The 26,563-nt window shown below is 43.2% G+C and carries 25 protein-coding genes and 2 tRNA genes; 16 read left to right on the top strand and 11 right to left on the bottom strand.

The genetic code is table 11. The annotated features are described in order from the left end of the window. The first annotated feature begins 118 nt into the window (after nt 1-118). The 3 genes from SOM16_RS12865 to SOM16_RS12855 are packed head-to-tail and all read left to right on the top strand — an operon-like array spanning nt 119 to nt 1,499. On the top strand, nt 119-586 hold the full coding sequence (locus SOM16_RS12865; RefSeq protein ID WP_320464405.1) for a hypothetical protein: 468 nt from the start codon (nt 119-121) through the stop codon (nt 584-586). Beyond that, on the top strand, nt 586-1,266 hold the full coding sequence (locus tag SOM16_RS12860; protein ID WP_320464404.1) for a lycopene cyclase domain-containing protein: 681 nt from the start codon (nt 586-588) through the stop codon (nt 1,264-1,266). Before SOM16_RS12865 ends, SOM16_RS12860 begins: the two co-directional genes overlap by 1 nt. Beyond that, entirely contained in the window at nt 1,266-1,499 is a 234-nt protein-coding gene (locus SOM16_RS12855) for a cytochrome b5 domain-containing protein (protein ID WP_320464403.1), read from the top strand. The genes SOM16_RS12860 and SOM16_RS12855 overlap by 1 nt, the downstream gene beginning before the upstream one ends. A gap of 84 nt (nt 1,500-1,583) precedes the next feature. On the opposite strand, the gene SOM16_RS12850 is transcribed toward SOM16_RS12855, so the two are convergent. Continuing rightward, nucleotides 1,584-2,507: a PfkB family carbohydrate kinase gene (locus SOM16_RS12850; protein ID WP_320464402.1), complete on the bottom strand. Its 924-nt coding sequence runs from the start codon at nt 2,505-2,507 to the stop codon at nt 1,584-1,586. A gap of 145 nt (nt 2,508-2,652) precedes the next feature. Here SOM16_RS12850 and SOM16_RS12845 point away from each other — a divergent pair. Further along, a tRNA-Asn gene (locus SOM16_RS12845) sits at nt 2,653-2,726 on the top strand. Between the two features lie 86 nt (nt 2,727-2,812). Then, nucleotides 2,813-2,886: transfer RNA gene (locus tag SOM16_RS12840), tRNA-Asn, on the top strand. A 298-nt stretch (nt 2,887-3,184) separates the two neighbouring features. Here SOM16_RS12840 and SOM16_RS12835 read toward each other — a convergent pair. From SOM16_RS12835 to SOM16_RS12810, 6 genes are all read right to left on the bottom strand, one after another. Next, nucleotides 3,185-3,448, bottom strand: coding sequence for a helix-turn-helix domain-containing protein (locus SOM16_RS12835; protein WP_320464401.1), 264 nt, complete (start codon nt 3,446-3,448; stop codon nt 3,185-3,187). 250 nt (nt 3,449-3,698) lie between these two features. Further along, the gene (locus SOM16_RS12830) at nt 3,699-4,619 is read right to left on the bottom strand and encodes a helix-turn-helix transcriptional regulator (RefSeq protein ID WP_320464400.1); all 921 of its coding nucleotides are present in this window, start codon (nt 4,617-4,619) and stop codon (nt 3,699-3,701) included. Between the two features lie 2 nt (nt 4,620-4,621). Beyond that, on the bottom strand, nt 4,622-5,548 hold the full coding sequence (locus SOM16_RS12825) for an oxidoreductase (RefSeq protein ID WP_320464399.1): 927 nt from the start codon (nt 5,546-5,548) through the stop codon (nt 4,622-4,624). Nucleotides 5,549-5,639: 91 nt separating this feature from the next. Then, nucleotides 5,640-6,731 (bottom strand): hypothetical protein, encoded by a 1,092-nt coding sequence (locus SOM16_RS12820; protein ID WP_320464398.1) that lies wholly within the window; start codon nt 6,729-6,731, stop codon nt 5,640-5,642. Nucleotides 6,732-7,121: 390 nt separating this feature from the next. After that, nucleotides 7,122-7,727: a helix-turn-helix transcriptional regulator gene (locus SOM16_RS12815; protein WP_320464644.1), complete on the bottom strand. Its 606-nt coding sequence runs from the start codon at nt 7,725-7,727 to the stop codon at nt 7,122-7,124. Between the two features lie 359 nt (nt 7,728-8,086). After that, a complete protein-coding gene (locus SOM16_RS12810; protein WP_320464397.1) occupies nt 8,087-8,947 on the bottom strand; it encodes an SDR family oxidoreductase in 861 nt (286 codons plus the stop codon). 294 nt (nt 8,948-9,241) lie between these two features. On the opposite strand from SOM16_RS12810, the gene SOM16_RS12805 reads away from it, so the two are divergent. From SOM16_RS12805 to SOM16_RS12780, 6 genes are all read left to right on the top strand, one after another. Continuing rightward, nucleotides 9,242-10,288 carry a sensor histidine kinase gene (locus tag SOM16_RS12805; protein WP_320464396.1) on the top strand — a complete coding sequence of 349 codons (1,047 nt, stop codon included), beginning with the start codon at nt 9,242-9,244 and terminating at the stop codon, nt 10,286-10,288. Beyond that, a complete protein-coding gene (locus tag SOM16_RS12800) occupies nt 10,263-11,030 on the top strand; it encodes a LytTR family DNA-binding domain-containing protein (protein ID WP_320464395.1) in 768 nt (255 codons plus the stop codon). The genes SOM16_RS12805 and SOM16_RS12800 overlap by 26 nt, the downstream gene beginning before the upstream one ends. Nucleotides 11,031-11,159: 129 nt before the next feature. Beyond that, nucleotides 11,160-12,485 (top strand): TolC family protein, encoded by a 1,326-nt coding sequence (locus SOM16_RS12795; RefSeq protein WP_320464394.1) that lies wholly within the window; start codon nt 11,160-11,162, stop codon nt 12,483-12,485. A gap of 7 nt (nt 12,486-12,492) precedes the next feature. Then, nucleotides 12,493-13,551 (top strand): efflux RND transporter periplasmic adaptor subunit, encoded by a 1,059-nt coding sequence (locus tag SOM16_RS12790; protein ID WP_320464393.1) that lies wholly within the window; start codon nt 12,493-12,495, stop codon nt 13,549-13,551. A gap of 12 nt (nt 13,552-13,563) precedes the next feature. Further along, nucleotides 13,564-16,701 carry an efflux RND transporter permease subunit gene (locus SOM16_RS12785; protein ID WP_320464392.1) on the top strand — a complete coding sequence of 1,046 codons (3,138 nt, stop codon included), beginning with the start codon at nt 13,564-13,566 and terminating at the stop codon, nt 16,699-16,701. A gap of 7 nt (nt 16,702-16,708) precedes the next feature. Beyond that, nucleotides 16,709-17,719 carry a DUF6268 family outer membrane beta-barrel protein gene (locus SOM16_RS12780; protein WP_320464391.1) on the top strand — a complete coding sequence of 337 codons (1,011 nt, stop codon included), beginning with the start codon at nt 16,709-16,711 and terminating at the stop codon, nt 17,717-17,719. Nucleotides 17,720-17,862: 143 nt separating this feature from the next. On the opposite strand, the gene SOM16_RS12775 is transcribed toward SOM16_RS12780, so the two are convergent. The 4 genes from SOM16_RS12775 to SOM16_RS12760 all read right to left on the bottom strand — a co-directional run bounded on the left by SOM16_RS12775 (nt 17,863) and on the right by SOM16_RS12760 (nt 21,553). Continuing rightward, nucleotides 17,863-18,606, bottom strand: a complete 744-nt coding sequence (locus tag SOM16_RS12775) for a GDSL-type esterase/lipase family protein (protein ID WP_320464390.1) — start codon at nt 18,604-18,606, stop codon at nt 17,863-17,865. Between the two features lie 42 nt (nt 18,607-18,648). Beyond that, the gene (locus SOM16_RS12770; RefSeq protein WP_320464389.1) at nt 18,649-19,479 is read right to left on the bottom strand and encodes an AraC family transcriptional regulator; all 831 of its coding nucleotides are present in this window, start codon (nt 19,477-19,479) and stop codon (nt 18,649-18,651) included. Between the two features lie 59 nt (nt 19,480-19,538). Further along, nucleotides 19,539-20,573, bottom strand: a complete 1,035-nt coding sequence (locus SOM16_RS12765; RefSeq protein WP_320464388.1) for an SDR family NAD(P)-dependent oxidoreductase — start codon at nt 20,571-20,573, stop codon at nt 19,539-19,541. 617 nt (nt 20,574-21,190) lie between these two features. After that, the gene (locus SOM16_RS12760) at nt 21,191-21,553 is read right to left on the bottom strand and encodes a helix-turn-helix domain-containing protein (protein ID WP_320464387.1); all 363 of its coding nucleotides are present in this window, start codon (nt 21,551-21,553) and stop codon (nt 21,191-21,193) included. A 104-nt stretch (nt 21,554-21,657) separates the two neighbouring features. On the opposite strand from SOM16_RS12760, the gene SOM16_RS12755 reads away from it, so the two are divergent. The 5 genes from SOM16_RS12755 (at nt 21,658) to SOM16_RS12735 (ending at nt 26,563) form a co-directional block, all read left to right on the top strand. Beyond that, entirely contained in the window at nt 21,658-22,287 is a 630-nt protein-coding gene (locus SOM16_RS12755; protein WP_320464386.1) for a nitroreductase family protein, read from the top strand. Between the two features lie 377 nt (nt 22,288-22,664). Beyond that, nucleotides 22,665-23,426 (top strand): SDR family NAD(P)-dependent oxidoreductase, encoded by a 762-nt coding sequence (locus tag SOM16_RS12750; RefSeq protein ID WP_320464385.1) that lies wholly within the window; start codon nt 22,665-22,667, stop codon nt 23,424-23,426. 59 nt (nt 23,427-23,485) lie between these two features. Further along, complete coding sequence (locus tag SOM16_RS12745) at nt 23,486-24,094, top strand: TetR/AcrR family transcriptional regulator (RefSeq protein ID WP_320464384.1); 609 nt, start codon at nt 23,486-23,488, stop codon at nt 24,092-24,094. Between the two features lie 43 nt (nt 24,095-24,137). Continuing rightward, the gene (locus tag SOM16_RS12740; protein ID WP_320464383.1) at nt 24,138-25,511 is read left to right on the top strand and encodes a TolC family protein; all 1,374 of its coding nucleotides are present in this window, start codon (nt 24,138-24,140) and stop codon (nt 25,509-25,511) included. A gap of 5 nt (nt 25,512-25,516) precedes the next feature. Further along, nucleotides 25,517-26,563 (top strand): efflux RND transporter periplasmic adaptor subunit, encoded by a 1,047-nt coding sequence (locus SOM16_RS12735; protein WP_320464382.1) that lies wholly within the window; start codon nt 25,517-25,519, stop codon nt 26,561-26,563.

The raw sequence follows: 26,563 nt of genomic DNA, 5'->3' as shown, positions 1-26,563 counted from the left end.
AGCATGTTGATCAACCAATGGATTTGTTTTCCTTTTATTACATTTGCAATTAACCATGTTTAAAATACGATTTCTATCATTTCTACTCCTTCTTAGTGTTAATTTTTGTTATGCACAATTGTCATCCAAAGAAATCATAGGGCTTAAGAGCGACCTTGTAAAGGCAGTGGATGATGTGAAATTAACTGAATCCTTATTGGTCAAGCTTAATAAGCTATCAAATAAAACGGCATTGGTAACTGCTTACATTGGCACGTTAGAAGCCCTTAAAGCGAAACATGCCTGGAATCCTTACAATAAAATAAAGTATGTAAAAGTTTCTATGCAAACTATGCAGCAAGCCATTAACATGGATAAGGATAATATGGAAATTCGGTTTATGCGGTTTTCTATTCAACATTATACGCCATCCTTTTTAGGTTTTAGTAAAGAATTAACTTTAGACAGGAGGGAAATTGTTAAACATTATCAAAATGGAAGCTTTGGTGTTGCAGACCAGACCCTGGTGAAAAATGTAGCTAAATTTATGGTAGAAAGTAATCGCTGTACGCCTGACGAAGTTAAAATCTTAAAAAAATTCATTTAATGAACTACATCTATTTATTAATTAATATTGCAGTAATTTTCTTTCCCCTGGTCTTATCATTTGATAAGAAAGTGCATTTTTTTAGTAAATGGAAATTTGTTGTGCCAGCGATCTTAATCACCGGAGTAATTTTCCTGATTTGGGATCTGCTTTTTGTAAAACTAGATGTTTGGTCATTCAATCCGGATTATATTGTTGGCATTAAACTCTGGGGGCTTCCACTGGAGGAGATGTTATTTTTCTTAACCGTTCCTTATGCCTGTATCTTTATTTACGAATGCTTAAACGCTTATTTTCCGAAAGATTACCTTCAAAAATACAGCCTCGCATTGAGCAATCTGTTTTTAGGCTTGTGTATCGCTATTCTTTTCTTCGGCTTTCGCCGTTGGTATACTGTAATTAATTTTGGTTTCCTTTTCGTTGTACTGGCTTATGTAGAATACATTAATGCCAAACTCCGTTTTATGTACAAATTTTACAGGGCGTATCTGGTGGCTTTAATCCCATTTTATATTGTAAATGGCTTTTTAACGGCAATTCCGGTGGTAATTTATAATAACAATGAAAATTTAAACTTCAGGGTGGGTACGATTCCCTTTGAAGATCATTTCTATTTAATGAGTTTGTTATTAATGAATATCTATCTCTATGAGTTATTTAGAAGTAAGGCAAAAAGCTAATGGATTTGCCTGTTTACACTAAGCAACAACTGGCGCTTCGAAATGGTCAGGATAAGCCGCAAATATGGGTAGCTTACAAAGGTTTTATTTACGACATGACAGATAGCCGGCTGTGGCGCAATGGTAAACATTATGAGCATTGGGCCGGGCAGGATTTAACCGATGAATTGGTTGACGCGCCCCATACAGAAGCTGTTTTTGAGAAGTTTATGCCAGTAGCTAAATTGATATAAATAATAATGCCGCAGATTGCATAATGATCATCATCTGCAAATCTGCGGCAAAATTTTATAGCTGTTACAGCCGAAACTTTAACATTAATTAAGCTCGATGTTAAAAGCACTTAAGTTCACAAATTCCTGAATTCTATCGGCAACCTCTTTTTCAGTTAAATTTAATAATTTTTCTGTCCCGAATTTTTCTACACAGAAAGAGGCCAGGGCAGAACCATAGATAATTGCGTTTTTCATGTTATTAAAGTTGATGGTGCCAACTTTAGCTAAGTAACCGATGAAACCGCCAGCGAAAGTATCACCCGCACCTGTCGGATCAAAAACTTCTGCTAATGGCAATGCCGGAGCAGAGAAAATCTGATTTTCGTGGAATAATAATGCGCCATGCTCACCTTTCTTAATGATTAAATATTTTGGTCCCATGGTAAGGATTTTCTTGGCTGCCTTTACCAAAGAATATTCTCCTGATAACTGGCGCGCTTCTGCATCATTGATGGTTAACACATCTACCATTTTGATGGTTTCTAATAAGTCATCCATCATAATGTCCATCCAGAAGTTCATGGTATCCATTACGATTAATTTCGGGCGGTTTTTAAGGCGTTTAATCACTGTTTGCTGTACTTGTGGAGTTAAGTTTCCTAACATCAAGAATTCGCAGTCCTGGTAGCTTTCAGGAATAATCGGATCAAAAGTTTCCAATACATTCAATTCTGTGATTAAGGTATCACGGCTATTCATGTCATTGTGGTATTTGCCCGACCAGAAAAATGATTTTTCACCAGCCTTAATCTGCAATCCTTCAGTTTCAATTCCATGTTCGGTAAAGATATCTATATCGGATTTTGGGAAATCATCTCCTACAACGGCAACGATTTTTGCCTTATTATAGAAGTAAGAAGCAGCTAAACTTGCGTAAGTTGCAGCGCCACCAACTATTTTATCTGTTTTTCCGAAGGGAGTTTCAATAGCATCAAACGCTACAGTACCTATGATTATCAGGCTCATATATTTTTATTTGAATTTTTTTTAAAATTTTTCACTGCAAAGATTGCATAAATAATTTAAAAGCCCTAATATTGCATTCCCAAAACGAACAAGGGTTTGCAAGCTGAAAAGCTTTAAAAACCTCGATTTGGGAAACAACCAGCACTCCTTCTTAGCTCAGCTGGTTAGAGCATCTGACTGTTAATCAGAGGGTCGCTGGTTCGAGCCCAGCAGAGGGAGCAAAAATCCTCACAGTGATGTGGGGATTTTTTATGACAAACTTGCTAAATGATTTTAGCAAAAATTAAATGTTGACCAGATTAAATTCCTTCTTAGCTCAGCTGGTTAGAGCATCTGACTGTTAATCAGAGGGTCGCTGGTTCGAGCCCAGCAGAGGGAGCTCAGATTTTCAAGCCTGAAAATCACCTAAAAACCCCATTCTATTTAATAGGATGGGGTTTTTTATTTCAACAGTAACTTTATTGGTTAAGATTAAAAAACTAAGCAAAATAAAATCACTTAATCTATGAGTTCTGTTAATTATAGCGCCAGATAAACGAAATTTAAGCGTTGCTATCGAAGCACTTTGATTGCCAACTCAATCACTCAAAAATTCTAATCTTTTTTTTCCTACGCTGTTTTCATTCCAGAAATGATGCGATGGCGATGGTTAAGTCCCCAATCTGAAATTGTATCAGTTAATTGTTCAAGCGTTTTCCATATTCAGTTATCTTGTACTCTACAGCGACGGGCGCAGTGTTAAGCATTCGCTCAATCAGTTGATTCATTTCTAAATCTTTTAATTCCCGGCTAAGCATCTTGCCTGAAATACCTTTAACCTCCTTTAATAGTTCTGAGTACCTCATAGGCTGATAGCACAGGCATGCAATAATGGATACTTTCCATTTCCCGTTCAGAATTTCCATGGTATCGCTGGATTCAAACAGGCTAATGAGTAACATAAGGAAATGCCCAAGGCAGCTTAACCCATGGGAAGCGCAATTCCAAAAAAACTTGGATACATCTGTAGTGGCGGAGATAGCGGTGGTGGTCTTTTGAGGATGTTTGATGGCTGGGGGAATTGATCGGGATCTGTGCAAGCTCAGAGGCTGGAATGGACATGTTAGTGAAGAATGGCTATTATGGACTGCTGGTGCAACAACCATAGCTGCCGGCCATCTATTCTGTGTTTCCCGATTGAACCTCCGTTCATCAATTAAAAGATGCCCTGTATTCAAGAGGTGAGATATTCACTTTACTTTTGAATAGTTTGTTGAATGATTGTGGATGCTCAAAACCCAAACCATACGCAATTTCACTTACACTGAGGTTAGTAGTCGTTAATGCCTCTTTCGCCTTTTCGATCAGCTTGTTGTGGATATGCTGTTGGGTACTTTGGCCAGTGGCAATTCTCAGCATATCGCTCAAATAATTCGGAGATAGATTTAATTTCTCTGCAAAAAAATGAACCGTTGGAAGTCCCGATTCAAGTGTTTTGTCGTTTCCAAAATATTCATCAAGCAGGATTTCCATTTTTGTCAGCAAATCACTGCTGGCTGTTTTGCGGGTGATGAACTGCCTATTGTAAAAACGGTTGGAATAATTGAGTAACAGCTCAATCTGCGAGACCATCACATCCTGGCTGAACTGGTCTATCGAATGATTGTATTCTTTTTCGATATTCCTGAAAATCTCTCCCAGCATCGCCTCTTCAGATTCGGATAGGTGCAATGCTTCATTTACCGCATACGAAAAGAACCCATAATTTTTGATGTTCTTTCCGATGGGGTAATTTCTGATCAGGTCGGGATGAAATACCAATAACCACCCGTCGGCCCTTAGATTTCCGTTCTGGGTACCTGATGCAATTTGCCCCGGTTCCATGAATGCCAGAACCCCTTCATCAAAGTCATAATAATTCTGGCCATAATTGAACTTGCAGTCTGCGTTGTGTTTTATGGAAACCGTGTAGAAATTGAGTATTGCCTTTACCGAGTTCTCAATGGCAGCGTATTGGATATCGTTATAGTTGACCAAACTGACCAACGGATGCTTGGGCTTTGGGAGGCCCATTAGCTTATGCAGTTCCGAAACGGAATCTATCTTGATGATCTTGTTTTCTCTTGAACTCATGGTCATTTAAAATTATAAATAATTTGGGTCAATTTTTCAGAAACTTTCCAGAGTTTTCCGGCCAACTCCCTGTCATGGGATTTGTCGCTTGACCTTACCAGTTCTGGATATCCACGCATTTCACCCATCTTGGTCGGTCCAAAGTATTCACCACCGATTACACTTTTATCGGTTGCAGCTCTTAATATTGGCAATGTGCCCATTTCAACGCTCTGTGCAAGTATGTTGGTGATTACGGACTGGACAAGAAATCCAGAGTGCCTAACAAGGTTTGTTTTTGTATATCCGGGGTGTGCAGCAACAACTGTTATATCCATATGGCCCGCCTTCAGTTGCCTGTTCAGTTCATACGCAAATAACAGGTTTGCCAGTTTGCTTTGGGTATAGGCCACATATTTGTTATATCCCTTATTAAAGTTGAGGTCATCAAAATAAATGTCTGGCCTGCCCATCTTTGCCTTGTGCTGTCCGCTTGACTGTATGGCTATACGAGAATTTGAGGTGTTTTTTAAAATGTCCAAAAGCATACCGGTCAGTAGGAAATGCCCCAGATGGTTGGTTCCAAACTGGACTTCAAAGTTTTGCTTGGTCAGTTCCCGTTTTGCCGGGAACATCACGCCCGCGTTGTTGATTAGTACATCAAGTTGGCTATACCTCTGATGGAACTCCTGTGAAAACTGATGTATGGAAGCAAAGTCGGAGAGGTCCAGTTGCATCAGGTCCAGCTTGGCATCAGCGTTTTCCTTTTTGATCAGGGAAATTGCCTCATTACCACTTTTCAGGTTACGAACGGCCATAATCACCTGGGCACCTTTGCTGCTCAATACCCGAGAGGCCTCCAAGCCAAGTCCGCTGTTTGCACCTGTAATGAGGATTGTTTTTCCCTGTTGTGAGGGAATGTCTTCTGCTGTCCAATTTTTTGTTGTCATTTCGATATTTTTAATCTGTAACTAGTAGGGAACTTTAAACTGTAAGGGTAGCCAATTCCATGGATGGTGTACCTTGGTCAAGTTTTTAAGCTTATTTGCCACTGGAGTTCCGGGCGGCTCGGGTACTGATGAGGATGCTGCGCAGCTTTGCGGTCTGCTTATCGATGGCCTGTGGGCCGTTGCCAGTGAGCAGCCTCAGGGTTGGTTCGTAAGCCAGTTTCGGGGCGGCAATGTTGAGAGAGGTCGCGAGTTTGAAGCCAGCTTCCTTTATCGCTTTATCTACGAAGTAGGCGGTTCGGGTCTTCTTGCCACGGACATGGGGGTAGAGAAACCGCAGGGCGAACAGCTCGCCAATTTTAGGGACGGTAGAGATAGATGCGGCCAGAAACGGATTGCCAGTAACGAGATAGGGTTGGCCCTTCATGTTGATGCGTTGCCTGGTTGAGGTCACCGCTATGGGCGCATGGCAGATCAGCGAGATGGCAACGCCATTCTCCCGGGCGAGATGAAGTGTTTCCCCGAGCCATGGGTTATCCCGGAAATCCACCATAGGGGCATGACCGCCTGGGGCGTGGATAAAGTCAAAGTCGGCGAAGGTGAACGGGTCCTTCGGGTCGCGGTGGCGCTGGATGAGTTCCTGGAGCGAGTGGAAATTGATTTCGGGCAGCTTGTCAAGCCGGCGGACCAGTTCGGCGCGGTATTCGGTGAGTTCCCGCTCGCTATTGGGCAATAGTTCAGAGACGGGAATTCGGCCCAGGTAGCGTTCTAGCAACTGGACTTCCTGCTCGCGGCGGGCGACCAATTCGGGGTGGCGCTTGCGGAAGCTGTTGACCTCGTACGAGCGGCGGCACTGTTGCACGCGCAGGGCGATGGTTTTGGTGCCCGTCTTCTCGATGGATTGAATGGCCAAGGCCATGCCGTTGATATCGAGCTGGGGAACCTTGCCGTCAGGAGTGGCGAAGGTGAACTCGTAGTCATTCTCGAATTCCTTGAGTACCTGAGCCAACTCGACCAGAAAAAATCCGATAGAGATCGATTTGACATCGGCCGGCTCTACCAGTGGCAGCTGGTGGCCGGAAGAGATGATAATCAGTGCGCGGCGCTTTGCAGCGGGCATAACCTGGTCCTTCCCGACCTGTTCAGCAGGGATATTTTGTCCGTAAACTGCAGTTTGTGCTGTCATAAGAGCTAATATGAATAATTTTCTCCCTGTGTACTTCAATTTAAGCAGGCCGCCCCTGTCACTTGAGGTACCTGTTATGAGAAATGTTTTTTCTTGCTGTGAGCGGATGTCTCCAGCCGTCGAATTTTTTGTTTTCGCCACCTTTTGATGTATATAAGTATGGTACAAAGATTAATATTACATGGTCTGTCGTAGTAGCCAATTCTCTGCATATTGTATCCCAATCAAGGTTTGTATTTCCTACAACCGTTTAGCTATTGGCAAACGCGGGATATTTTTAGCGGATAAGTGGAATTACAGCGTGGAAACTGGACTTTTGCGCCAATGTTCAATCGAAGCCGTTCAGCCTCGCTTTTGGCGATACCTTGTTAGTTGCTGGGTTTTTTCGGTTCAGTTAAATGATTGCCTAAATTCGAAAGGCGAAAGTTTTGTCTTTGTCTCGAAAAGTTTGCTGAACAATTGCAAATGTTCAAAGCCCAATTCGTAAGCAATTTCTGAAACGGAAAGATTTGTTGTTGTTAGTTTTTCTTTGGCTTTATCCATGAGTTTGTCGTGAATGTATTGCTGTGTAGTTCTTCCTGTCAACGTTTTGAGCAAACTAAGTAGGTAGGTTGGCGAAATGTTTAGATTTTTGGAAATATATTGAACTGTTGGCCAGCCTTGGGTCGCTAAGTCATCGCTGTTAAAATAGTCTGAAAGTAGTTTTTCTAACCGTTCAAGGATGTGATGATTACTGATTTTGCGTGTGATAAACTGTCGTTGATAAAAACGTTCTGCGTAATTCAACAGTGTTTCAATCTGCGAAATAATGATATCTTGGCTGAATTTGTCAATGTTTGAATGGTATTCCCGGTTGATATTTTCAATGATACCATTAATTGTCGTTTCTTCTTTATCTGAAAGAAACAACGCCTCATTTACCGAATAATCAAAGTATTTATATTTCTTTATATTTTTTGCTAATGAGGTATTCCAGATAAAATCGGGGTGTATCATCAAGATCCAACCGGATTGATTTTTGATTTCTTCCTCGAAAACTTCAATGCCAAACGCCGGTGAAATTCCGTAATTGATTTTATTCTGATTGAAATCACGATCACAAATTTAATTTCTTTTTTTTGCTTTGGCCTTTTCGAGGGTTTTCTTTTATCTTAGTTATAATTTTGGTGCAGGGCCAGATATTGGATATCTATAAATTACTTAATCACAATAAGTATAAAAGTATTTATCTGGAAAGGTTATTCCAGTTTCGGTAAGTAAAGGATACAATGGCTGGAGTTGCGCATAAAGCGAAAACACCAAACCTATTAAAATAATGAGTTTGGTGTTTTTTAGCATTGAAATATGTGTTGCTGCTATTTAAGGCCGAACTGTGATTTTATACCACCTATAAATGTAGCGTCATCGTACTGGTGGCGGTTTGCCATAAGCATTTTGGCATCTTCTCCCGCCGTATACCTCAATTGGTCCGTTCCATCTGTTGCGGCCTTAAAGATCACTTCGGCCACTACACTTGCAGGCGAAGAGTTTTCAGCCATTGTGGGCATTGCGGCCATCAGCGAACCAACAAGGTTTTGATATTCGGCCATATTTTCGTCGTTATTAAAAACCAAAGACCTTCCTGAAAAATCAGTTGCAATCATACCAGGCTCCACAATTTTTACCTGCCCTCCAAATTGTGCTACTTCAAAACCAAGCGATTCGGATATGCCTTCGACTGCAAATTTTGTTCCGTGGTATAATGAACCCATGGGAAAAGTCATTTTGCCCCCAACAGAAGAAACATTAATGATCATACCTTTTTTGTTTTCTCTGAAGTGGGGCAAAACGGTTCTGGTAACATCTAAGAGTCCGATGACATTGGTGTTGAACTGTCTTAGGACCTGGTCCCTGCTAAAAGCCTCCAACGGCCCGTATGCACCATAACCGGCGTTATTGAGCAGTAAGTCAATACTGCCAAATTTTTTAACACCATCTGCAAATGCGTTTTGGATAGAATCCACATCCAAGACGTCAAGTTTGGCAACAAGGACGTTTTTCAATTGTTTCAGTTCTGTTTCGTTTTCCGGATCTCTCATCGTAGCGATTACATTCCATCCTTTGGATTGAAATAACCTCGCAGTTTCCTTCCCGATGCCACTGCTTGCCCCTGTGATCAGAATCGTTTTGCCCTGCTCTGAAGGGATGTTGTCTGCTATAAAGTTTAGTGTTGCCATTTTTTTTATGTTTTAATATGGCACAAAGGTCGATAGACTTTGAGCTGTCATCGTAGCCATTTCTCTGAATGATGTATCCCAATCAAGGTTTGCTCATTTGGTTTGCGATTGCTCTACTAAAGAACAATCTTTTTTCGCTGACTTTAATGTTATTATCATCTTCAGCCAAAAAGCACCTTTAATTTAAAATCCAAACCAGCCAAGTTTCAAACCCACTTCTGTCCGCTCCATCTCCATTTTTGTCCCCTTCCCACTCGCATTGTGATTCAACATCCTTAAATTGCTTACTTTTGGATGATGGCGACAAAACTTCCCGTAAAAAGATTGTTGAGACTGAACCTGTTACTAGCAGTCATTGTCAGCAGCATTGTTTATCTGGCACTGTTGCAGGGCGACAAACAGGATAATGCGTTTTTGTTCGCGATAATGGGCGTAATAACCATAGCGCTTATTGGCTGTGCAAATATCCTGATCTTATTTTGGCTGACCAGAACAAATCCAGATTCCAAGAAATTTAAATTCTTTAGATACCTGATCAGTTATCCGGTGAGTGTAGCGGTCTACCTGATGATCTTCCCGGTCTTTGCCAGCCTGTCCGGTGAAAGTACGTGGTCCTACCTGCAGATACAGACCTTACTTACATTTACCATTTCGGGATGTATGATCAATACGCTGGTCATTATCCTTCATGACCTGGTTCTTTTGCAGAATGAAAAATCCAAGGCGGAGCTGGAACTTTCCCGCGCCAAAACGGCCCATGCCGAAGCCGCGATTCTGCTGCTTAGGCAGCAGATCCAGCCACATTTTTTGTTCAATGCGCTGAACATCCTCAAGTCATTATATAAAGTGGATAACAAGCTTGGTGACACCTATATGGTGCACCTGGCCAACTTCCTTAGGGCTTCCATTTCAGATAACGATGCAGAAATTTCTACACTGGAAGACGAACTGAAGCTGCTTGATGATTACCTGGAAATGCAGAAAATCCGTTTCGGATCGGCACTTCACTTTACGGTCAATGTTACCCCAGAAAATGATAAGGCCTTTTTTCTTCCCTCGTTTTCCCTTCAGCCGCTTTTGGAAAATGCAATCAAGCACAACGAGTTCACCGAGGAACTTCCATTACGGGTTGAAATCTACCTTGAACACAACCATGTCTGGATCACAAATAATCTTCAGCCTAAAAAAAACAGTGAACCGTCGACCAACAGTGGTCTGGCAAACCTTGCGGAGCGCTATAAATTGCTCTCTGGCGATGAGATCGTGATCAGTGCCTGGGAGGGGAAGTTTTCGGTCGGTATAAAATTATTAACGAATGAATATAGTAATCATCGAAGATGAGCGTCTGGTAGCAGAAGACCTCAAAAGCAGTATCCAGCAGTTGATCGACAGACCCGTCAATATTACCCAATTGCGCTCGGTAAGGGAGTCCATCGCCTATTTTAAAGGCAATCCGAAGGTGGATATGATCTTTAGCGATATCCAACTTGGTGACGGGCTGAGCTTTGAGATCTTTTCGGACATATCCCCAGCCGCACCCATTATTTTTTGTACGGCCTATAACCAATATGCCCTTGAAGCCTTTAATGCCAATGGAATCGACTATATTCTCAAACCCTTTACCCTGGAAACACTCGAACGGGCACTGAACAAATATGAGCAGCTGAAGCAGCAGCTTTGGGCAGGTGGCAACCAGAACTACGACAAACTGATGGAACTGTTGAGTGGGCGCGACAAACAGGGAGTTGCTTCCATCCTGGTCTATTATCAGGATAAGATCATGCCCGTTAAGCTAAGCGAGATCGCCATTTTCTATCTGGAAAACAATCTTACCTGCCTGGTCACCTTTGGCGGAAAGATCCATTACCCGAACAAGAGCCTGGATGAGCTGGAAAGAATGGTAGGAAGGACATTTTTCAGGGCCAACCGCCAATACCTGGTCTCCCGTAGCGTGGTCAAAGATGTGTCCAGTTTTTTTTCCAGAAAACTTTCGCTAAACCTCACCATACCATTTGAGCACAAAATAATGGTAAGTAAGGTAAAAACCCCGGTTTTTCTGGAGTGGCTATCCAAGGCCGACTAGGCACGCTTAGCAATGTTGATCCTTTTATTTCCGTATAAAATCTTTCGCGGTCCATTTTGTCCGCTTCGTGCAGCTTTTCCATGATACATCTAGCCCTGCTGGCCATCTTTGCTGAACAAATCATCAGTAATGAAGAAAAAGAATATCCTTTTTTGGCTTTGGATGCTTCCGCTACCCCTTTTTGCCCAGCAGCGCTGGACCTTGGAGGAATGTATCGCCTATGGCCTGAAAAACAACAGGACGACCCAGGTATACCTCAATGAAAAGAAAATCGCAGATGCAAAGGCAAGGGAGGCAGTGGCTGCCCACTTGCCCACCGTTAGCTTAACGGGTGCACTGGACGATAACCTCAAAGTGCAGGAGACCATCATCCCTGCAGGTGTTTTCGGACCCACAGATACAAGGGTGGCCTTTACAAAGAAGTTCAGCACCAACTTGACCACACAGCTTGACCAGACCCTGTTCGACCTCTCGCTGATCAAGGGACTAAAAGCCAATGTCTACAGCAGGCAACAGGCCGATCTGAACATCATCAAGAACCAAGAGACCATTATCTTCAACATCAGCACGGCCTACCATCAGATCTTTGTCTATCAGCAGCAGCTTGATTTTCTAAAGTCCAACAGGGAAACCTACAGCCAGCAGATGGAGATCAGCAGGCTGCAGGTCAGCAAAGGTATTTTACTGCAAAAGGAGCTCGACAAGATTACCGTGGACTATAATAACGCCGTTTCGCAAACCGTGCTTGCAGAAAGCAACCTTTCTCTTTCCCAGAACCAACTCAAATTTGAAATGGGCTTTCCCTTTGAACAGCAGCTTGAAGTGGATCCTGCAGGGCCGGTCGCATCGCCGGGCCTTCCGCCGTTGACCAGCATTTCGGTGGAAGCAATAACGGATTACCGGATTTCTCAGACCGATGCCAAGCTACTGGAAATAGACGAAAAAAGAATAAAGGCTGGGATCTATCCCAAGCTAACCGCCTACGTAAGATATGGCGGTGTGGGCTTTGGCGATCAGCTTGGCCAGTCCGTTTCTTCCATCTCCGATTTTTCGGTCATCGGCCTCAAACTTAATTTTCCGCTCCTTGATTTCTTTAAACGGAATGCGCAATACAACCAGGCGAAATATAAGCGCATCAATGCACAGGAAAACCTGAAGATCGATGAAAACAGGTACCAGCTCGACTACCAGAATGCACGAACCAAGGTAACCAAGGAATTTACCAATATGGACAATAACCAGCGGAACATCAGTCTTGCGCAATCGGTACTCGATGTGACCGGTATGCAGTACAAAAAGGGCACGGTCGACCTAAACGAATGGCTCAAGGCCCAGCAATCGTTAAAAGAGGCCCAGAACAACTATCTGGATTCGCTATACAATTACCTACTGGCCAAAATTGAACTGGATAAGGCCTCCGGTACATTAAGGACATCATACGCTACCCAAAAATAAACCAGCAATGAAAACAAAATACATACTTATGGCAGCTGCCGTAATCCTGATCGGAATCGTGGCCTATCAGCTCGCTACCAATAAAAAAGAGATCAACAGTAAAAAAGACAAGGTGACTGCTGTAGCCCTCAGTATTCCGGTAAAAGTGGCCACTGCGACAGAACAGCAGTTGGAGGTAAACATCAACAAGACTGGTACGCTTGCGCCGTTCAAGGAGGTAAAGGTCATGTCGGTTACCGGGGGCAATATCCAGTCGCTGCGCTTCGGTCTTGGGGACAAGGTGGGCAAGGGCCAGGTACTCGCCGTTACCGACGATCGCCTGCTGAGGCTTGAACTGCAAAAAAATGAATCGGCAGCAGCCAAGCTGAAAAACGACTTAGCTACCTATACCGAGCTTTTAAACGGAAAAGCGGCCACACAGGAAAAGGTGAACCAGGTGAGACAGGATTACCTTGATGCCAAAAACCTGTCCGACCAGGCGCGCAAAAACCTGGCCGATGCGGTGATCAGGGCACCAACCTCGGGCACCATCTCGATCAAATCTGTCGAGGAAGGGCTTTATGTGCCAGCTGGAACAGAAATCGCGACCATTATTGATCTTTCCCAGACCAAGGTGCTGGTAAATCTTACCGAAAGTGAGGTATACAAGGTCAGCAAGGGGCAAAAGGTAAAAATTACCACAGATGTGTATCCGGATAAGGCTTTCCAGGGCACGGTGAGCTTTATCAGTCCGCAGGCAGACAAAACCAATAACTACGCTGTAGAGCTCATGGTGGCGAATGCTTCCAACGCGGTGCTCCGTTCGGGTACCTTTGTTTACGCCGATTTTTCCAAAAGAACAACGCAGAAGATTCTGGTGATACCCAGGGAAGCGCTTACAGAGGGCGTAAAAAATGCATCTGTATATGTGGTTTCTGGTAATACGGCAAAGCTGATACAGATCCAGACAGGAAGTGAGATGGGAAATCTGATCCAGGTGATCTCGGGCATCAGTGCGGGAGAGGTTGTGGTTACCTCGGGCCAGATCAACCTCAAAGAGGGAAGTAAAGTAAGCATTTCAAAATAAAAAAAGCGGTAAATGTCAATCTCAGAAATTGCCGTTAAACGGCCACTATTAATCATCGTTATTTTTACTGTGCTCATCCTGTTCGGGATCATGAGCTATTTTAAACTCAACTATAACCTGTTGCCCAAAATTGAAGTGGCAACGGTTTCTGTGAGTACGGTCTATCCCGGCGCATCTGCGGCTGAGGTGGAAACTGCGGTGACCAGGAAGCTCGAAGATGCGTTTTCTTCGGTAGAGGGGCTGGATAAGATCGGTTCCACTTCACAGGAAGGGATCTCACAGATCTCTGTATCACTTAAAAGTGGTACAGACCTGGATGAGGCGGAACGTGCCATCCAGCGTAAGGCAGACCAGATACAGAACGAGCTGCCTAATGATGCAGAACGTCCGCTGGTAAACAAGGTTAACCTGGAAGAGGCACCCGTAGTCCGGGCCGGGGTAACCTCCAACATGGCGCCGCGGACCCTTTATGACATGGTGGACAAGCAGCTGCTTCCCATATTGCAGAACATTGCAGGTGTCGGACAGGTAAATATTGTTGGAGGTGATGAGCGCCAGATCCAGGTCAACATTGATCAGGATAAGCTCAAGGCCTACGGTCTGGGCATTGATCAGGTAACCGATGCGGTAACTAATGCCAATCAATCGTTCCCCGCAGGAAAGATCGAAACCCGCGAACAGCAGCTTTCCATCCAGTACGACGCCAATGTTACCTCGATCGAACAGCTGCGTGAACTGGTGATCAGGCAGCGCCCAAATGAAGGCAACGTATATCTTAAGGATGTGGCCGAGGTGGTTGATGCCACGGCAAAGACGACAGCCATCAACCACATCAACGGCATTCCCGCCATCGGGATCCAGATCATCAAACAATCTGATGCCAATGCGGTAAAGGTAAGCGAGGGCGTACGGAAAAGTTTTGCGGCCATCGAAAAGCAGTATGCCTCTAGCAACCTAAAATTTACCATTTCTACCGATCAATCTACTTACACGCTCGAATCGGCAGATGCGGTAATCTTTGATATGGGACTTGCCATCGTGATCGTGGCGATTGTAATGCTGGCCTTTCTGCATAGTTTCCGCAGTTCGATGTTCGTAATGGTGGCCTTGCCGTCTTCCATTATCCCCACTTTCATTGCCATGTACTTTCTCGGGTTTTCACTCAACCTGATGTCGCTCATGGCCCTATCGCTGGTGGTCGGCATTTTGGTTGACGATTCGATCGTGGTACTTGAAAATATCTATAGGCACCTTGAAATGGGATCCGACAAGCGCAAGGCGGCATTGGATGGGCGTAGCGAAATCGGGTTCACCGCCCTTGCCATCACCCTGGTCGATGTGGTGGTTTTCCTTCCGCTTGCTTTTGCCGGCGGAATCATCGGATCGATATTGAGTGAATTTTCGCTCGTTGTGGTAATCTCCACGCTGATGAGCCTTTTTGTCTCCTTTACGGTTACGCCGATGCTGGCCAGCCGTTTTGGAAAGATCGAAGAACTCAACCCAAATACCTTATGGGGAAGGCTGAACATAGGATTCGAAAAGCTGATCGACAAGTTGAAGGATGCCTACGCCGGGATGCTGGAAACGGTGCTGCGAAAGAAAAGGTGGCTTTTATCGGGCGTTATCCTGCTTATCGTAAGTTCGCTGATGCTGGTAGCAAAAGGTTTTATAGGAGCTGCCTTTATCCCTTCAGGGGATCAGGGAGAACTGATCCTAAAGATGGAACTTGCACCGTCCTCCAGCATTTACCAGACCAACATGACCGTGCAGGAGGCAGAAAAGATCATTATGGCAAAGCCCGAGGTGGAGCGGGTCTTTTCAAGCATCGGTTTTGTTAGCGGAGGGGTGACAGGCACGGGCAACAATGCCAACATGGCCGAGCTAACGGTTACCTTAAAAGGGCTTAAAGAGCGATCTATCAGTTCTGAAGACTTTGCGGTAAAAATAGAGGCCGAACTTAGCTCGTCTATCCCCGGCATCAAGGTTACCGCATCACCCACTTCTATTTCAGGTAGCGGCGCACAGATACCTATACAGATCGCCATCAAGGGAACCGACCTTGCTGCGGTTAGAAAGGTTGCCGACCAGTATAGGGCAATGGTAGCCACAGTTCCCGGCACCCAGTTCGTTCAGCTATCCGTTAAGGACCAAAAACAGCAGATAGAGGTCAAATTGAACCGGGAGAAAATGACCTTGCTGGGCCTGAATGCCAGTCAGGTAGGCGGAGCGTTGCAAAATGCCTTTAGCGGAAACGACCGGGGCAAGTTCAAGCAATCGGGAAACGAATACGATATCTTGATAGGCCTCGATGAGTACAGCCGTTCCGACATCAACAATGTGAGAAACCTTTCCTTTACCAACTCTGATGGGCAGAGTTTTGTGCTGAGCCAGTTTGCCCAGGTAAGCGGCGGAATGGGAGAAAGTATGCTGCAGCGCAGCGATAGGCTGAGCTCGATCACGGTAAATGCGAACGTGGCCGGCCGTCCGGTTGGTACTGTTGCCTCCGATATTATGGAAAAGGCAAAAGAGATGAAAATTCCACAGGGAATTGCCATAGAATACCTTGGTGATGTTAAAAACCAGGGAGATGCATTTGGCAGCCTCGGACTTGCACTCATTGTGGCCATCTTACTGGTCTATCTGGTGATGGTAGCCCTTTATGAAAGTCTGATCTACCCATTTGTGGTGCTCTTTTCTATACCAGTTGCACTCATCGGCGCACTGTTGGCCTTGGCGCTGTCACTGGAAACACTGAATATCTTTTCGATCATCGGGATGGTGATGTTACTGGGACTGGTTTCTAAAAATGCCATTTTGATCGTAGATTTTACCAATCACCTCAAGAGCGATGGACGCAGCATAAAAGATGCTTTGATCGAGGCAGGGAAAGAGAGGCTTCGTCCCATACTGATGACCACACTTGCCATGATACTGGGTATGTTGCCCATTGCACTGGTCAGTGGTCCTGGGGCTGAAATAAAAAATGGAATGGCCTGGGTTATCATTGGCGGGCTGACAAGTTCCATGGTACTGACCCTATTTGTGGTACCTGCGATGTACCTGATCATCGAAAACCTTAAATCAAGGTTCAGTAAAAAAACAGCAGAAAACGACATCAAATTAAAATTAGATACTGCACCCCTTCAATAGAAATCATATGAAAAAATCAATAGTTGCCTTTACGTATATATTGTTTGCCGTTAACTTTTGTTATGCGCAGAACAGACAAGAGCTGAGCAAAAATGCAAAGGATTCTCTTTCCAGGATCCAGCTTGAAAAGGCTGCCATTACCAATCCTATCTTGAGGCAGGTTACGGTGTCTACAGATGTGATCGGCAAGGGCGATATCAGCAGTGAGCTAACGGGCAACCCGCTTTTTAAGGGGAAGACCAGTACCTTGCGCACCACCATTGTGCTGAACCTACCTGTGGCCTCCTGGGGCAAAAATTCCTTTTCGGTTTCCGGGGCTTTTTTTCAGCAGCAGCTTAAGGTAACAGATATGCAAAGTTTCAGTCCGCTCCTGGGCAATGAAGACATTACCTTCAACAAGGGAACCGTTGGTCTGACGGCATCATTCTCCAGAAGGGATTCGATCTTTGGTCGCCCAGTGTACTATATGGCCAGCGCAACCGGGGTAACCAATGACTTTGACAGGATCAAAAGGATCAGCTTCTTGGGAACTGCAGTGATACCGTTAAAGCAAACGGCAAAAACTCGGCTCACGGCAGGGCTTGTCGTTAATATCGACCCATCATTGAAAGTTCCGGCTTTTCTAATCTTTAGCTACTGGCATAAATTTGACAACCAGTTGGAGCTTAACCTGAATCTTCCAAGTGGCGCTGGATTAAGAAGGGCATTTTCTGACCGGTTCTGGACTACCTTTGGTACAACGCTGGGCGGATCGCTGGCATTTTTCGACCTCAAAAGCGCTAGCCTTCCCAACGATGCCAACTATACAACCATCGATCTGAAAACAGGGATAGGTGCCGAATACCGGGTTGGCAAAAAGATGATCTTTGGCATAAACGGTGGAATATTGACCCCGCTTAGCGCAAGGGCCTTTGACAGGAAGGAATCTTCCAGCGAATATTTCCTGAGCAATAAACTGGGCAACGCTCCCTATGTCAATTTCAGCTTTTCGCTACTGCCTTTTCTGCGCAGGAAATAATTCCAGAGCCGGCAGAGATGTAGCTTAACCCAATTCTTAGCTGTGGCTGTTTTGGCAATCTTGGCTTTAGACTATGGCATTCGCTAGAGATGAAAGGAAGAATCATCTGGGCATAAAAGGTAACATCAGGGGATGCAACTTTTCTATAGCCCTTCAATTATTGGTTTTTCAAAACCCACCCATTTCTCGTATCCCAGATCGTTCAAGTGAACGCCATCCTTGGTGAATTTCCCTGGCAATTCACCTTTTTCATCCACAAACTGGTTATACAGGTCAATTGTCTTATAGTAGCCCCCAAGTTCATTTTTCCGGATTAGTGCATTTACTAAAAGAATGTCCTGTTTCAGGTATTCCCTTTGAGTAGGTAAAAGTGTACGTACGTAAATTTTCGTGCCTGGTGATCCGCGATGGATTATCTTCGAAATTCTCAGGATGTTTTTTGCTATGTACTGGGGTGAAGGGACAACCTTGTCATATTTTAGGGCAGGATTATCTTCAAGGTGATGGAGGCTGAAAAGGTCATTGATGCCAATCAGGATAAATACGGCTTTTGGTTTAAAATAGGTGATTTCTTTTAGCCTTTTGATTACCCCGTCGGTAACATCTCCTGCAATTCCCCTGTTGCGGATGTGCGCAATACCGAATTTCCTTCTCCAGTCCAGTCCTCCCTCGGTAATGCTGTTGCCGATAAATACGATATCGCCAAAGTTTAGCGGATCAAGCCTGAACTCTTGAATACGTTTGGGGTAATACTTTTGTGTCCAGTTGTTGTGATAGCGGGATAGGTTTGTCTTGGACGGATATAATTTATCTGAGTGCCCGGATGATTGTCCAAAGGTGTTTATGCCAAGTAAAATCAAAAATAAAACGGAAAATAATTCTTTCATGATTCTTAATTATAGGATATAAACCTATGGGATTGCCCCTTGTTATCCGATGGTCTTTGTTTTTCGTGCGGCAAGCGCTATTGGCGAATGCCCGTATTGTTTTTTAAAGGCATATGAGAAATGCGATAGGTTTTCAAATCCAACTTCGTAGAAGACATCGATGGGCTTCCTTTGTTTTTCGCTCAGCTGATAATGGGCAAGTTGCAGCCGCTTTTTTGTCAGCCACCTTTGTGGGGTGGTGTTGAATGCCTTTTTAAAGTCACGTTTAAAAGTGGTCAAACTACGTCCCGTAAGGTAACCAAATCTCTCCATTGGCAAGTTGAACATATAATTCCTTTCCATAAACTCAGAAATATTGATTTTGTGAGGTTCTGAAAAGTCGGATAAAATATTATCAATATCCCTGTTCAGGGAACGCAGAATGGTGATGGCCTCTTGGACCTTCAAGTTCGATAGCTCCTGGGGCAATTTAAAGTCCAGGTCGAAATAGGGAAGCATGGACGCAAAATAGCTGTCCAGCAATGGACTTTTGGCCAAGGAAATAATGTTGTCGGATTTGGAAACCAGGAAAACCTCCATATTTTTATGCTTGTAGAAACTTCTCAGAACATCGTGGGTCAGCTTTACGATAATGGCTTTGTAGGGCAAACCGTCCTTCTCGGACTTAATTAGCGTAGCCAGCCTATGCCTTGGAAATAGATGGGTTTCACCTCTTCCAAAGACATACGTATCGTTAGATTGAACGACTTTCAGTTCGCCCGATAAAACCCTTACAATGGAATGTTCCTGGGCAATCATTTCGGTATTGTGATGGACTGATTCGCTACAGGTAAAAACGATCTCGGCGTGGTCATTGATCTCTCTTGTTGCCATGGTGCAAAGGTAAAAAATAAATGAGGCCCAGCCAGTAGCACCCCATTTATTCGATGATATTAAAAGTCAAACTTTGTACCTGTCAGTTCTTCACTTATGTCCCAAAGCTTTTGGGCAGCTGCTGCATCCAATGCAAAGGGAGCAACACCAGTTGTTCCAGCCGGATTTTTTTTACCGGCTTCGCTATCATAGAAATGGGGGTTGCAGTCTGCGATTTCAACATCTTCGAGATAAATGCCCCCAATGTTCTGAAGCTGTGGGCTGGTTGCGGCCCAAACGGTGGTTGCCGCTCCCTGTTCTGGGGTCTTCTGTATCTTTTCCAATGCGGCTTGGGCTTCAGTGTTCGGTGTGCCGTCCGGATGTAATGTGCCCATCGCAATAAAATCCTCAAAAGTTAAATATCTGCCCAGATTGGTTGTGAGGATCAGGCCGGGATGTAAGGTATAGGCCCGAACGCCAAACCGTTGCGCCCTTTTGTCCAGCTCTACCGCAAAAAGCACGTTTGCTGTTTTGGCTTGTCCATAGGCTTCAAACTTGTTGTATGCTCTTGCATGGTAATTTACATCGTCAAAGAGCACGGGGGAAAAATGGTGTGCTGAGGATGAAACGGTCACTACCCGAGCTCCATTGGCTTTTTTCAATGCCTGCCAAAGTTTTGCAGTAAGTTGAAAATGCCCCAGATGATTGGTCGAAAACTGTCCTTCATAACCCCGTTGGTCACGTTGTAAGGATGTCCACATCACGCCCGCATTGTTTATGAGCATATGCAGTGGCCTGACTGAAGCCAAAAAGTTTTCGGCGAAATTATCGATAGAAATGGGGTCTGTTAAGTCCAGTGCTTCTACTTCCACATTTTCGATGCCTTCAAGGTTTCCCTTTGCCTTTTCGATATTTCGGGCGGGAACGATAACCATTGCCCCTGCTGAAGTCAATGTTCTGGTGATTTCCAGGCCAAGTCCCCCGTCTCCTCCAGTTACGATTGCTGTTTTCCCGGTAAGGTCAAGTCCCTTGATTACATCTTTAGTTGTTGATGTTGCGTTAAAGCCAGAACCTATCGGTTTTTGTAACGCCCCGTTGTAATTATTTTGTTCCATCTTTTAAAGTTTTAATAGCGCAAAGTTAAATAGGTCTTTGTTATAAAACTTTGTTTAAAAGATCTGTTTACTTTGTTTATAGGGTCGGTCGTTTGTTTATTGCCGAAATTCGTCCCGCTAAAACTTAGCCAATATAAATATAATATGTATCCTCGAATTATTGTTTTGCTTCTCTATTTCTTATGGTATTCTGGGTGGTTTTGAAAAAAATTAAGCCAAAGCCATACGTTCAATAAAAAAATAAATTTGAGTTAATAAAAAAACCGTTACAAATACATTACGGGATTTCTTTGAAGGCTTGTAATTGATTGATAAACATATTTTTAGAAATGGGTAGCTTCCGTCTGTTAATCAGAGGGTCGCTGGTTCGAGCCCAGCAGAGGGAGCTCAGATTTTCAAGCCTGAAAATCACCTAAAAACCCCATTCTATTTAATAGGATGGGGTTTTTTATTTCAACAGTAGCTTTGTTGGTTGAGATTACAAAAAGTAAGGGAAATAAGATCAATTAATCTATGAGTTCTGTTAATTATAGCGCAAGATAAACGAAATTTAGGCGTTGCTATCGAAGCACTCTGATTGCCAACTCAATCACTCAAAAATTTCAACCTATTTTTTCCTAAGCTGTTTTCATTCCAGAAATGATGCGATGGCGATGGTTAAGTCCCCAATCTGAAATTGTATCAGTCAATTGTTCAAGCGATTTTCCATACTCAGTTATCTTATACTCTACAGCGACGGGCGCAGTGTTAAGCACATTCCGCTCAATCAATTGATTCATTTCTAAATCTTTTAATTCCCGGCTAAGCATCTTGCCTGAAATACCTTTAACTTCCTTCAATAGTTCTGAGTACCTCATAGGCTGATAGCACAGGCATGCAATAATGGATACTTTCCATTTCCCGTTCAGAATTTCCATGGTATCGCTGATCGCTAATATTTTGTGGCTGCAGGCCTTTACTATATCGAAGTCTTGTTTCATATCATTCACTTGGTTACCCTTTTGTCACCGTAACTTTTTGTCACCTGGTTACAAATATACACATTGTAGGCTTACCTTTGACAATCAAAATAATTAATAAAAAAATGGAATTAATCAATGATTTAAACTGGCGGTATGCCGTTAAGCAATATTCAGATGAATTGGTAAGTGAAGATAAAATTGATGAAATTGTCGCAGCGATAAACCTAAGCGCATCTTCATGCGGAATACAGCCTTACCGTCTATTCGTCATCACGAACCGAGAACTGAGACAAAAATTAGGTGAGGGTTCATTCAATGCACAAATTCATGCATCTTCTCACTTATTGGTGTTTGCAGCTTTAAATGAAGTAACAAGTGAATATATAACCGATTATGTTGCAATGATGGAACAGAAAAGAAACCTGGAAAGTGGGTCGCTAGGTGGGTTGAAGGACATGATCATCTCCCATTTTTCTGCCCAGACTCCAGAACAACACGCATTGTGGTCGGATAAGCAAGCTTATATCGGTCTTGGAACTGCATTAATAGCGGCTGCAGCAGTAAAAGTAGATTCGACTCCTATGGAAGGGTTTGATGCGAAAAGGTTTAATGAAATGCTAGGATTATCGGAAAAGGGTCTCCATGCTTCAGTAATTTTGTCACTGGGATACCGAGATGCTGCTAATGATTATCTTGCTTCGATGCCGAAGGTTCGTTTATCAATCGATGAATTCTCTACAAAAATAGGTTAGAACACGCTCAAAATACCTATCCTCTAAATAAATCCATTTACTGCGGCAGTGATTGATGGTTCAGACTTTTAGGAATCTGAACCATTATTTAATACTGGCAATAAATTCGCAATTTATTTTTCAACCCTTCTGTGTAGTATTCCTATTGGTTTTTATGCAATAAATTACAAGCACGAAAGATGTATTAGAAAAAAATAAAGATGTTAAACCAGCTATAATTACCATTAAAATCTATAAAACCAGCAAAGTCATTGCTCTTTTAGTATTATTCAACGAACATCATAATTAAGTCAAATATATCAGGAGGAGAAAATTAATTCATTTTTATTGAACACTGTTCAGTACATTTGATCCTGAAATTATTATATCTCTAATAAATGAAAAAAGCAATAATCACAGGAGCAAGCGGAGGTATCGGCCTTGCAGTAGCCAGGCGGCTCGCTGAACAAAATTACGCACTCACCTTAGTGGCGAGAAATGAAGAAAAACTAAAAGAAGTTTTACTGGATTTGGGGGGCAAACATCAGATGTTGGTTGCAGACCTGAGTGAGCATGACGGGTTGGCTATTTTGATTGATCATCTGGCTTCCAATAATTATGATGTGTTGATCAACAACGCTGGAAATGGAACTTATGGCGAATTTCTTAACATTAATTTAGAGAACCAAATCAGTACCATGCGGCTGAATATGGATGCGGTAGTCGCACTATCTTTCGCTTTCCTTAAAAAGGCTACTCCCGGTAGTGCGCTGGTAAATATAGGTTCTCTTCTTGCGCACACTTCGATGCCTGGAGGAGCCGTATATGCCGCAACCAAGAGTTTTGTGGCTAGCTTTTCAGAATCACTTTGGTATGAATTTAAGAAAAAGGGGATTTTTGTAATGGGATTTAATCCCGGAGCTGCAGATTCTGAATTTCATGCTAATGCTGGTCGTCATACCAATGATTTTCCTGCATTTGTGGTTTCAAGCGTAGCCGATGTTGCTGATGAACTTGTTGCCGCGCTTAAAAAAAGAAGTAAACCCCGGGTAGTGCAAGGTTTTAAAAACAGACTCATGCTGTTTGGATTTAGATTCCTAAACAGGGCAATGGCAATAAGAATCATGGGACAAATTAGTCCGGGTCTTGCAGGAGCCTAATATTCACATTCCTCAGGAAATCTAAGATCCAATTTATACCTTTACAAATTAGTTTATCCATGGGCATTATAGAACGAAAGCAGAAAGAGAAGCAGGAAATGCGTAAGCGTATCTTGAATGGTGCAAGAAAAGTATTTCTTCAAAATGGCTATGAACAGACGAGCATGCGTAATATCGCAAGCGAAATCAGCTATAGTGCAGGCGTAATTTATTTCCATTTTAAGGATAAAAGTGAAATCTTTCAGGAACTTCACAGAGAGGGTTTTAGCTTGCTTCTTAAACAGCTCCATGTATTGGATTCGGTAACGGAACCTTTTGAGCGACTGAAGGCTACCGGCCGGGTATTTATCAAGTTTGCACAAGACAATAAAGATTATTATAACCTTATGTTCCTGGTGGATGAGCCTATGAAGGCTCCTGCAAGCGGGGGATTCCAGATTGCGAAGGAAGCGATAAACCTCCTGCATGATCTGGTAAAAGAATGCCAGGAAGCTGGCCGGTTCAAGAATATGGATTCTGAATATCTATCCTTTATGATCCTATCTGCCATGCATGGCATCTGCGCCCTGTTCTGCAAAGACCGTACAACTGTTTTTGTAGACAAAACAAACCACGAACTTATGGAGAACGGCTATGCTAGCTTTGTTGCTTTATTGGAAAAAGGATAACCTTTTTTTAACTTATAACTGAACACTGTTTAATTTTATTACAATGATTAATAATATTATGAAAATATTCACATTTTACCAACTGAATGCACTGCTTCTGCTGGTTATTCTTATACCATCAGGTCTGCAGGCTCAAACCCGTCTGGATGAGTATATCGCGCAGGGGCTTGGATCAAACCAGGGCATTAAAGAACAGGGTTTCTTACTGAAAAGAAATATTTATGCACTCCAGGAGGCAAAAAGTATGTTTTTACCCAGTGTAACCTTTTCTACCACTTATACTAAAGCGGATGGTGGCCGAACGATTGATTTTCCTACCGGCGACCTATTTAATGCAGCCTACCGCACACTTAACCAGCTTACCGGAAGCAATTCCTTTCCTCAATTGGAAAATCAAAGCATATTGCTTAATCCGGATAATTTTTATGATGCAAAATTCCGCACAAGCTTGCCCTTGCTCAATGCAGAATTGGTTTATAATAAAAGAATTAAATCACAGCAGGTAGCGCTTCAAAAAGCAGAAGTACTCTTGTACAAACGCGAGCTGGTGAAGGAAATTAAAACGGCCTATTACAATTATCTTAAGGCTACAAATGCCATCAGCATTTATCAATCCTTTTTAAAACTGCTTCAGGAAGGCGAAAGGGTAAACAGAAAACTATTCGAAAACAATAAGATCAACCGTACAGCTGTGATCAGAAGCGAGAATGAGGTCTCAAAGATCAATGCATCGCTGGTCTCGGCCAGAAAAACAGAAGAATCGGCGCAGTATTATTTCAACTTCCTATTGAACAGGCCACTCACTGATGCTATTATAACAGATAGTGTTCCCTTATTGCCAGCCCAGGATAACCTGCAGCTAAATGATATAAATGGCCGCGAGGAATTGGCAAAACTTGAGATTGCCAGTGGAATCAACAAAAACCTTACTGGTTTAGCCAAATCTTATCTCATACCTAAAATTGGTACTTCACTTGATTTAGGTTCACAGGCCTTCGATTGGAAGTTTAATCAGAAAAGCCGCTATTATCTGCTAGGCGTTTCATTGGAGTGGAACTTGTTCTCTTCAGGGAGAAACAGTTACAAAATAAAACAAGCCATTGCCAGCGAGCAGGCCATAGGTGCGCAAACGAGTCAGGTGTCTCAGCAACTGCTCACCGAGTTGAATGTGCGCAAAGCAAACCTGCAAAGTGCTGCTGCACAATATCAGGCTGCACAATCGCAACTAAAGACCAGCCAAACCTACTATAATGACATGACTAAACTTTATAAGGAAGGTATGGCCATTTATATTGAATTGCTTGATGCACAGAACCAATGGGTAGATGCGCAACTCCAATCTAACATTGCCTTATTCGATACCTGGATATCATTCACCGCGATTGAGCGTGCAAACGCCAGTTTCAATTTACAATAAAAAACATGAAGAAGATACAACTTACTATTATTGCGATAACAACCCTGTTGTTTGCCTGCAAAGAAAAACCTAAATACTCAAAGCCACTTGGCGAATCTGATGTGATTGCCGTGAAAACTTCACAGGTTTCTACATTTGGTGTACCTACTACTATTGTAGTCTCTGGCTTAGTCAGCACTGAAAATGAAGTTAATTATTCATTTAAAATAGGGGGCGTAATCAGTAAGATTATGGTTGATGAAGGTCAGTTTTTTAAAAAAGGGCAAATCCTGGCGACATTAAATACTACTGAAATCGCAGCAGGGTTGGCACAGGCCGAACTTGGTGTAGATAAGGTCAAACGAGACTATACCAGGGCGGTAAATCTTTACCGCGATAGCGTTTTTACGCTGGAACAATTACAAAATACCAAAACAGCTTTAGACGTTGCAGTAAAGATAAAGGAAGCCACCGCATTTAACCAGCGCTATTCTGCAATCTATGCAGCTTCAGATGGTTTTGTAACTAAAAAAGTAGCCGGAGAAGGCGAAGTAATTGGTGGCGGTAGTCCGGTATTGATGACTAACTCCACGCAGAAAAATGGCAGTTACCTACTTAAAGTTGGAGTAACTGATCAGGAATGGGCAGTAATTAAGCCTGGTCAAAACGCCAATGTTACCCTCGATGGCTATCCTGAGCAGCATTTTACGGCTACGGTATTCCGTAAACTTCAATCAGCAGATCAAGAAATTGGTTCTTTCCAGGTAGAGCTGAAACTCAATCTCGGCAACTTCAAACCCGCAACAGGGATGTTTGGAAAGGCAGACATCAAAACCAACGGCGCACAAAACGCCACCATTATTCCCTTCGCCGCATTGGTAGAGGCAGATGGCGAGAAGGGATTCATCTTCACCCTTAAAGGTACAAATCGTGTACGTAAGGTACCGGTGAATATTCTGAAGTTTGATAATAAAAACGTATACCTGAAAGACAAGCTGGAAGGTATGGATAAGATTGTTGTTTCTAACAGTGCTTACCTGAATGAAGAGTCCATTGTAAAGATTATCCAATAA

Origin of the sequence: Pedobacter sp. CFBP9032 (assembly GCF_034045265.1) — a bacterium.
Lineage (GTDB): Bacteria > Bacteroidota > Bacteroidia > Sphingobacteriales > Sphingobacteriaceae > Pedobacter.
Note: the sequence above shows the minus strand (reverse complement) of the source record. Positions and strands in the feature narration are given on the sequence as shown.

Coding starts and splice junctions, on each gene's coding strand:
- SOM16_RS12855 (WP_320464403.1), top strand. CDS start 1,266: ATGGATTTGCCTGTTTACACTAAGCAACAACTGGCGCTTCGAAATGGT.
- SOM16_RS12735 (WP_320464382.1), top strand. CDS start 25,517: ATGAAGAAGATACAACTTACTATTATTGCGATAACAACCCTGTTGTTT.
- SOM16_RS12820 (WP_320464398.1), bottom strand. CDS start 6,731: ATGACAGCACAAACTGCAGTTTACGGACAAAATATCCCTGCTGAACAG.
- SOM16_RS12830 (WP_320464400.1), bottom strand. CDS start 4,619: ATGAGTTCAAGAGAAAACAAGATCATCAAGATAGATTCCGTTTCGGAA.
- SOM16_RS12775 (WP_320464390.1), bottom strand. CDS start 18,606: ATGAAAGAATTATTTTCCGTTTTATTTTTGATTTTACTTGGCATAAAC.
- SOM16_RS12825 (WP_320464399.1), bottom strand. CDS start 5,548: ATGACAACAAAAAATTGGACAGCAGAAGACATTCCCTCACAACAGGGA.
- SOM16_RS12780 (WP_320464391.1), top strand. CDS start 16,709: ATGAAAAAATCAATAGTTGCCTTTACGTATATATTGTTTGCCGTTAAC.
- SOM16_RS12790 (WP_320464393.1), top strand. CDS start 12,493: ATGAAAACAAAATACATACTTATGGCAGCTGCCGTAATCCTGATCGGA.
- SOM16_RS12860 (WP_320464404.1), top strand. CDS start 586: ATGAACTACATCTATTTATTAATTAATATTGCAGTAATTTTCTTTCCC.
- SOM16_RS12785 (WP_320464392.1), top strand. CDS start 13,564: ATGTCAATCTCAGAAATTGCCGTTAAACGGCCACTATTAATCATCGTT.
- SOM16_RS12765 (WP_320464388.1), bottom strand. CDS start 20,573: ATGGAACAAAATAATTACAACGGGGCGTTACAAAAACCGATAGGTTCT.
- SOM16_RS12750 (WP_320464385.1), top strand. CDS start 22,665: ATGAAAAAAGCAATAATCACAGGAGCAAGCGGAGGTATCGGCCTTGCA.
- SOM16_RS12770 (WP_320464389.1), bottom strand. CDS start 19,479: ATGGCAACAAGAGAGATCAATGACCACGCCGAGATCGTTTTTACCTGT.
- SOM16_RS12815 (WP_320464644.1), bottom strand. CDS start 7,727: ATGATACACCCCGATTTTATCTGGAATACCTCATTAGCAAAAAATATA.
- SOM16_RS12805 (WP_320464396.1), top strand. CDS start 9,242: ATGATGGCGACAAAACTTCCCGTAAAAAGATTGTTGAGACTGAACCTG.
- SOM16_RS12800 (WP_320464395.1), top strand. CDS start 10,263: ATGAATATAGTAATCATCGAAGATGAGCGTCTGGTAGCAGAAGACCTC.
- SOM16_RS12835 (WP_320464401.1), bottom strand. CDS start 3,448: ATGTTACTCATTAGCCTGTTTGAATCCAGCGATACCATGGAAATTCTG.
- SOM16_RS12755 (WP_320464386.1), top strand. CDS start 21,658: ATGGAATTAATCAATGATTTAAACTGGCGGTATGCCGTTAAGCAATAT.
- SOM16_RS12760 (WP_320464387.1), bottom strand. CDS start 21,553: ATGAAACAAGACTTCGATATAGTAAAGGCCTGCAGCCACAAAATATTA.
- SOM16_RS12810 (WP_320464397.1), bottom strand. CDS start 8,947: ATGGCAACACTAAACTTTATAGCAGACAACATCCCTTCAGAGCAGGGC.
- SOM16_RS12740 (WP_320464383.1), top strand. CDS start 24,138: ATGATTAATAATATTATGAAAATATTCACATTTTACCAACTGAATGCA.
- SOM16_RS12795 (WP_320464394.1), top strand. CDS start 11,160: ATGAAGAAAAAGAATATCCTTTTTTGGCTTTGGATGCTTCCGCTACCC.
- SOM16_RS12850 (WP_320464402.1), bottom strand. CDS start 2,507: ATGAGCCTGATAATCATAGGTACTGTAGCGTTTGATGCTATTGAAACT.
- SOM16_RS12745 (WP_320464384.1), top strand. CDS start 23,486: ATGGGCATTATAGAACGAAAGCAGAAAGAGAAGCAGGAAATGCGTAAG.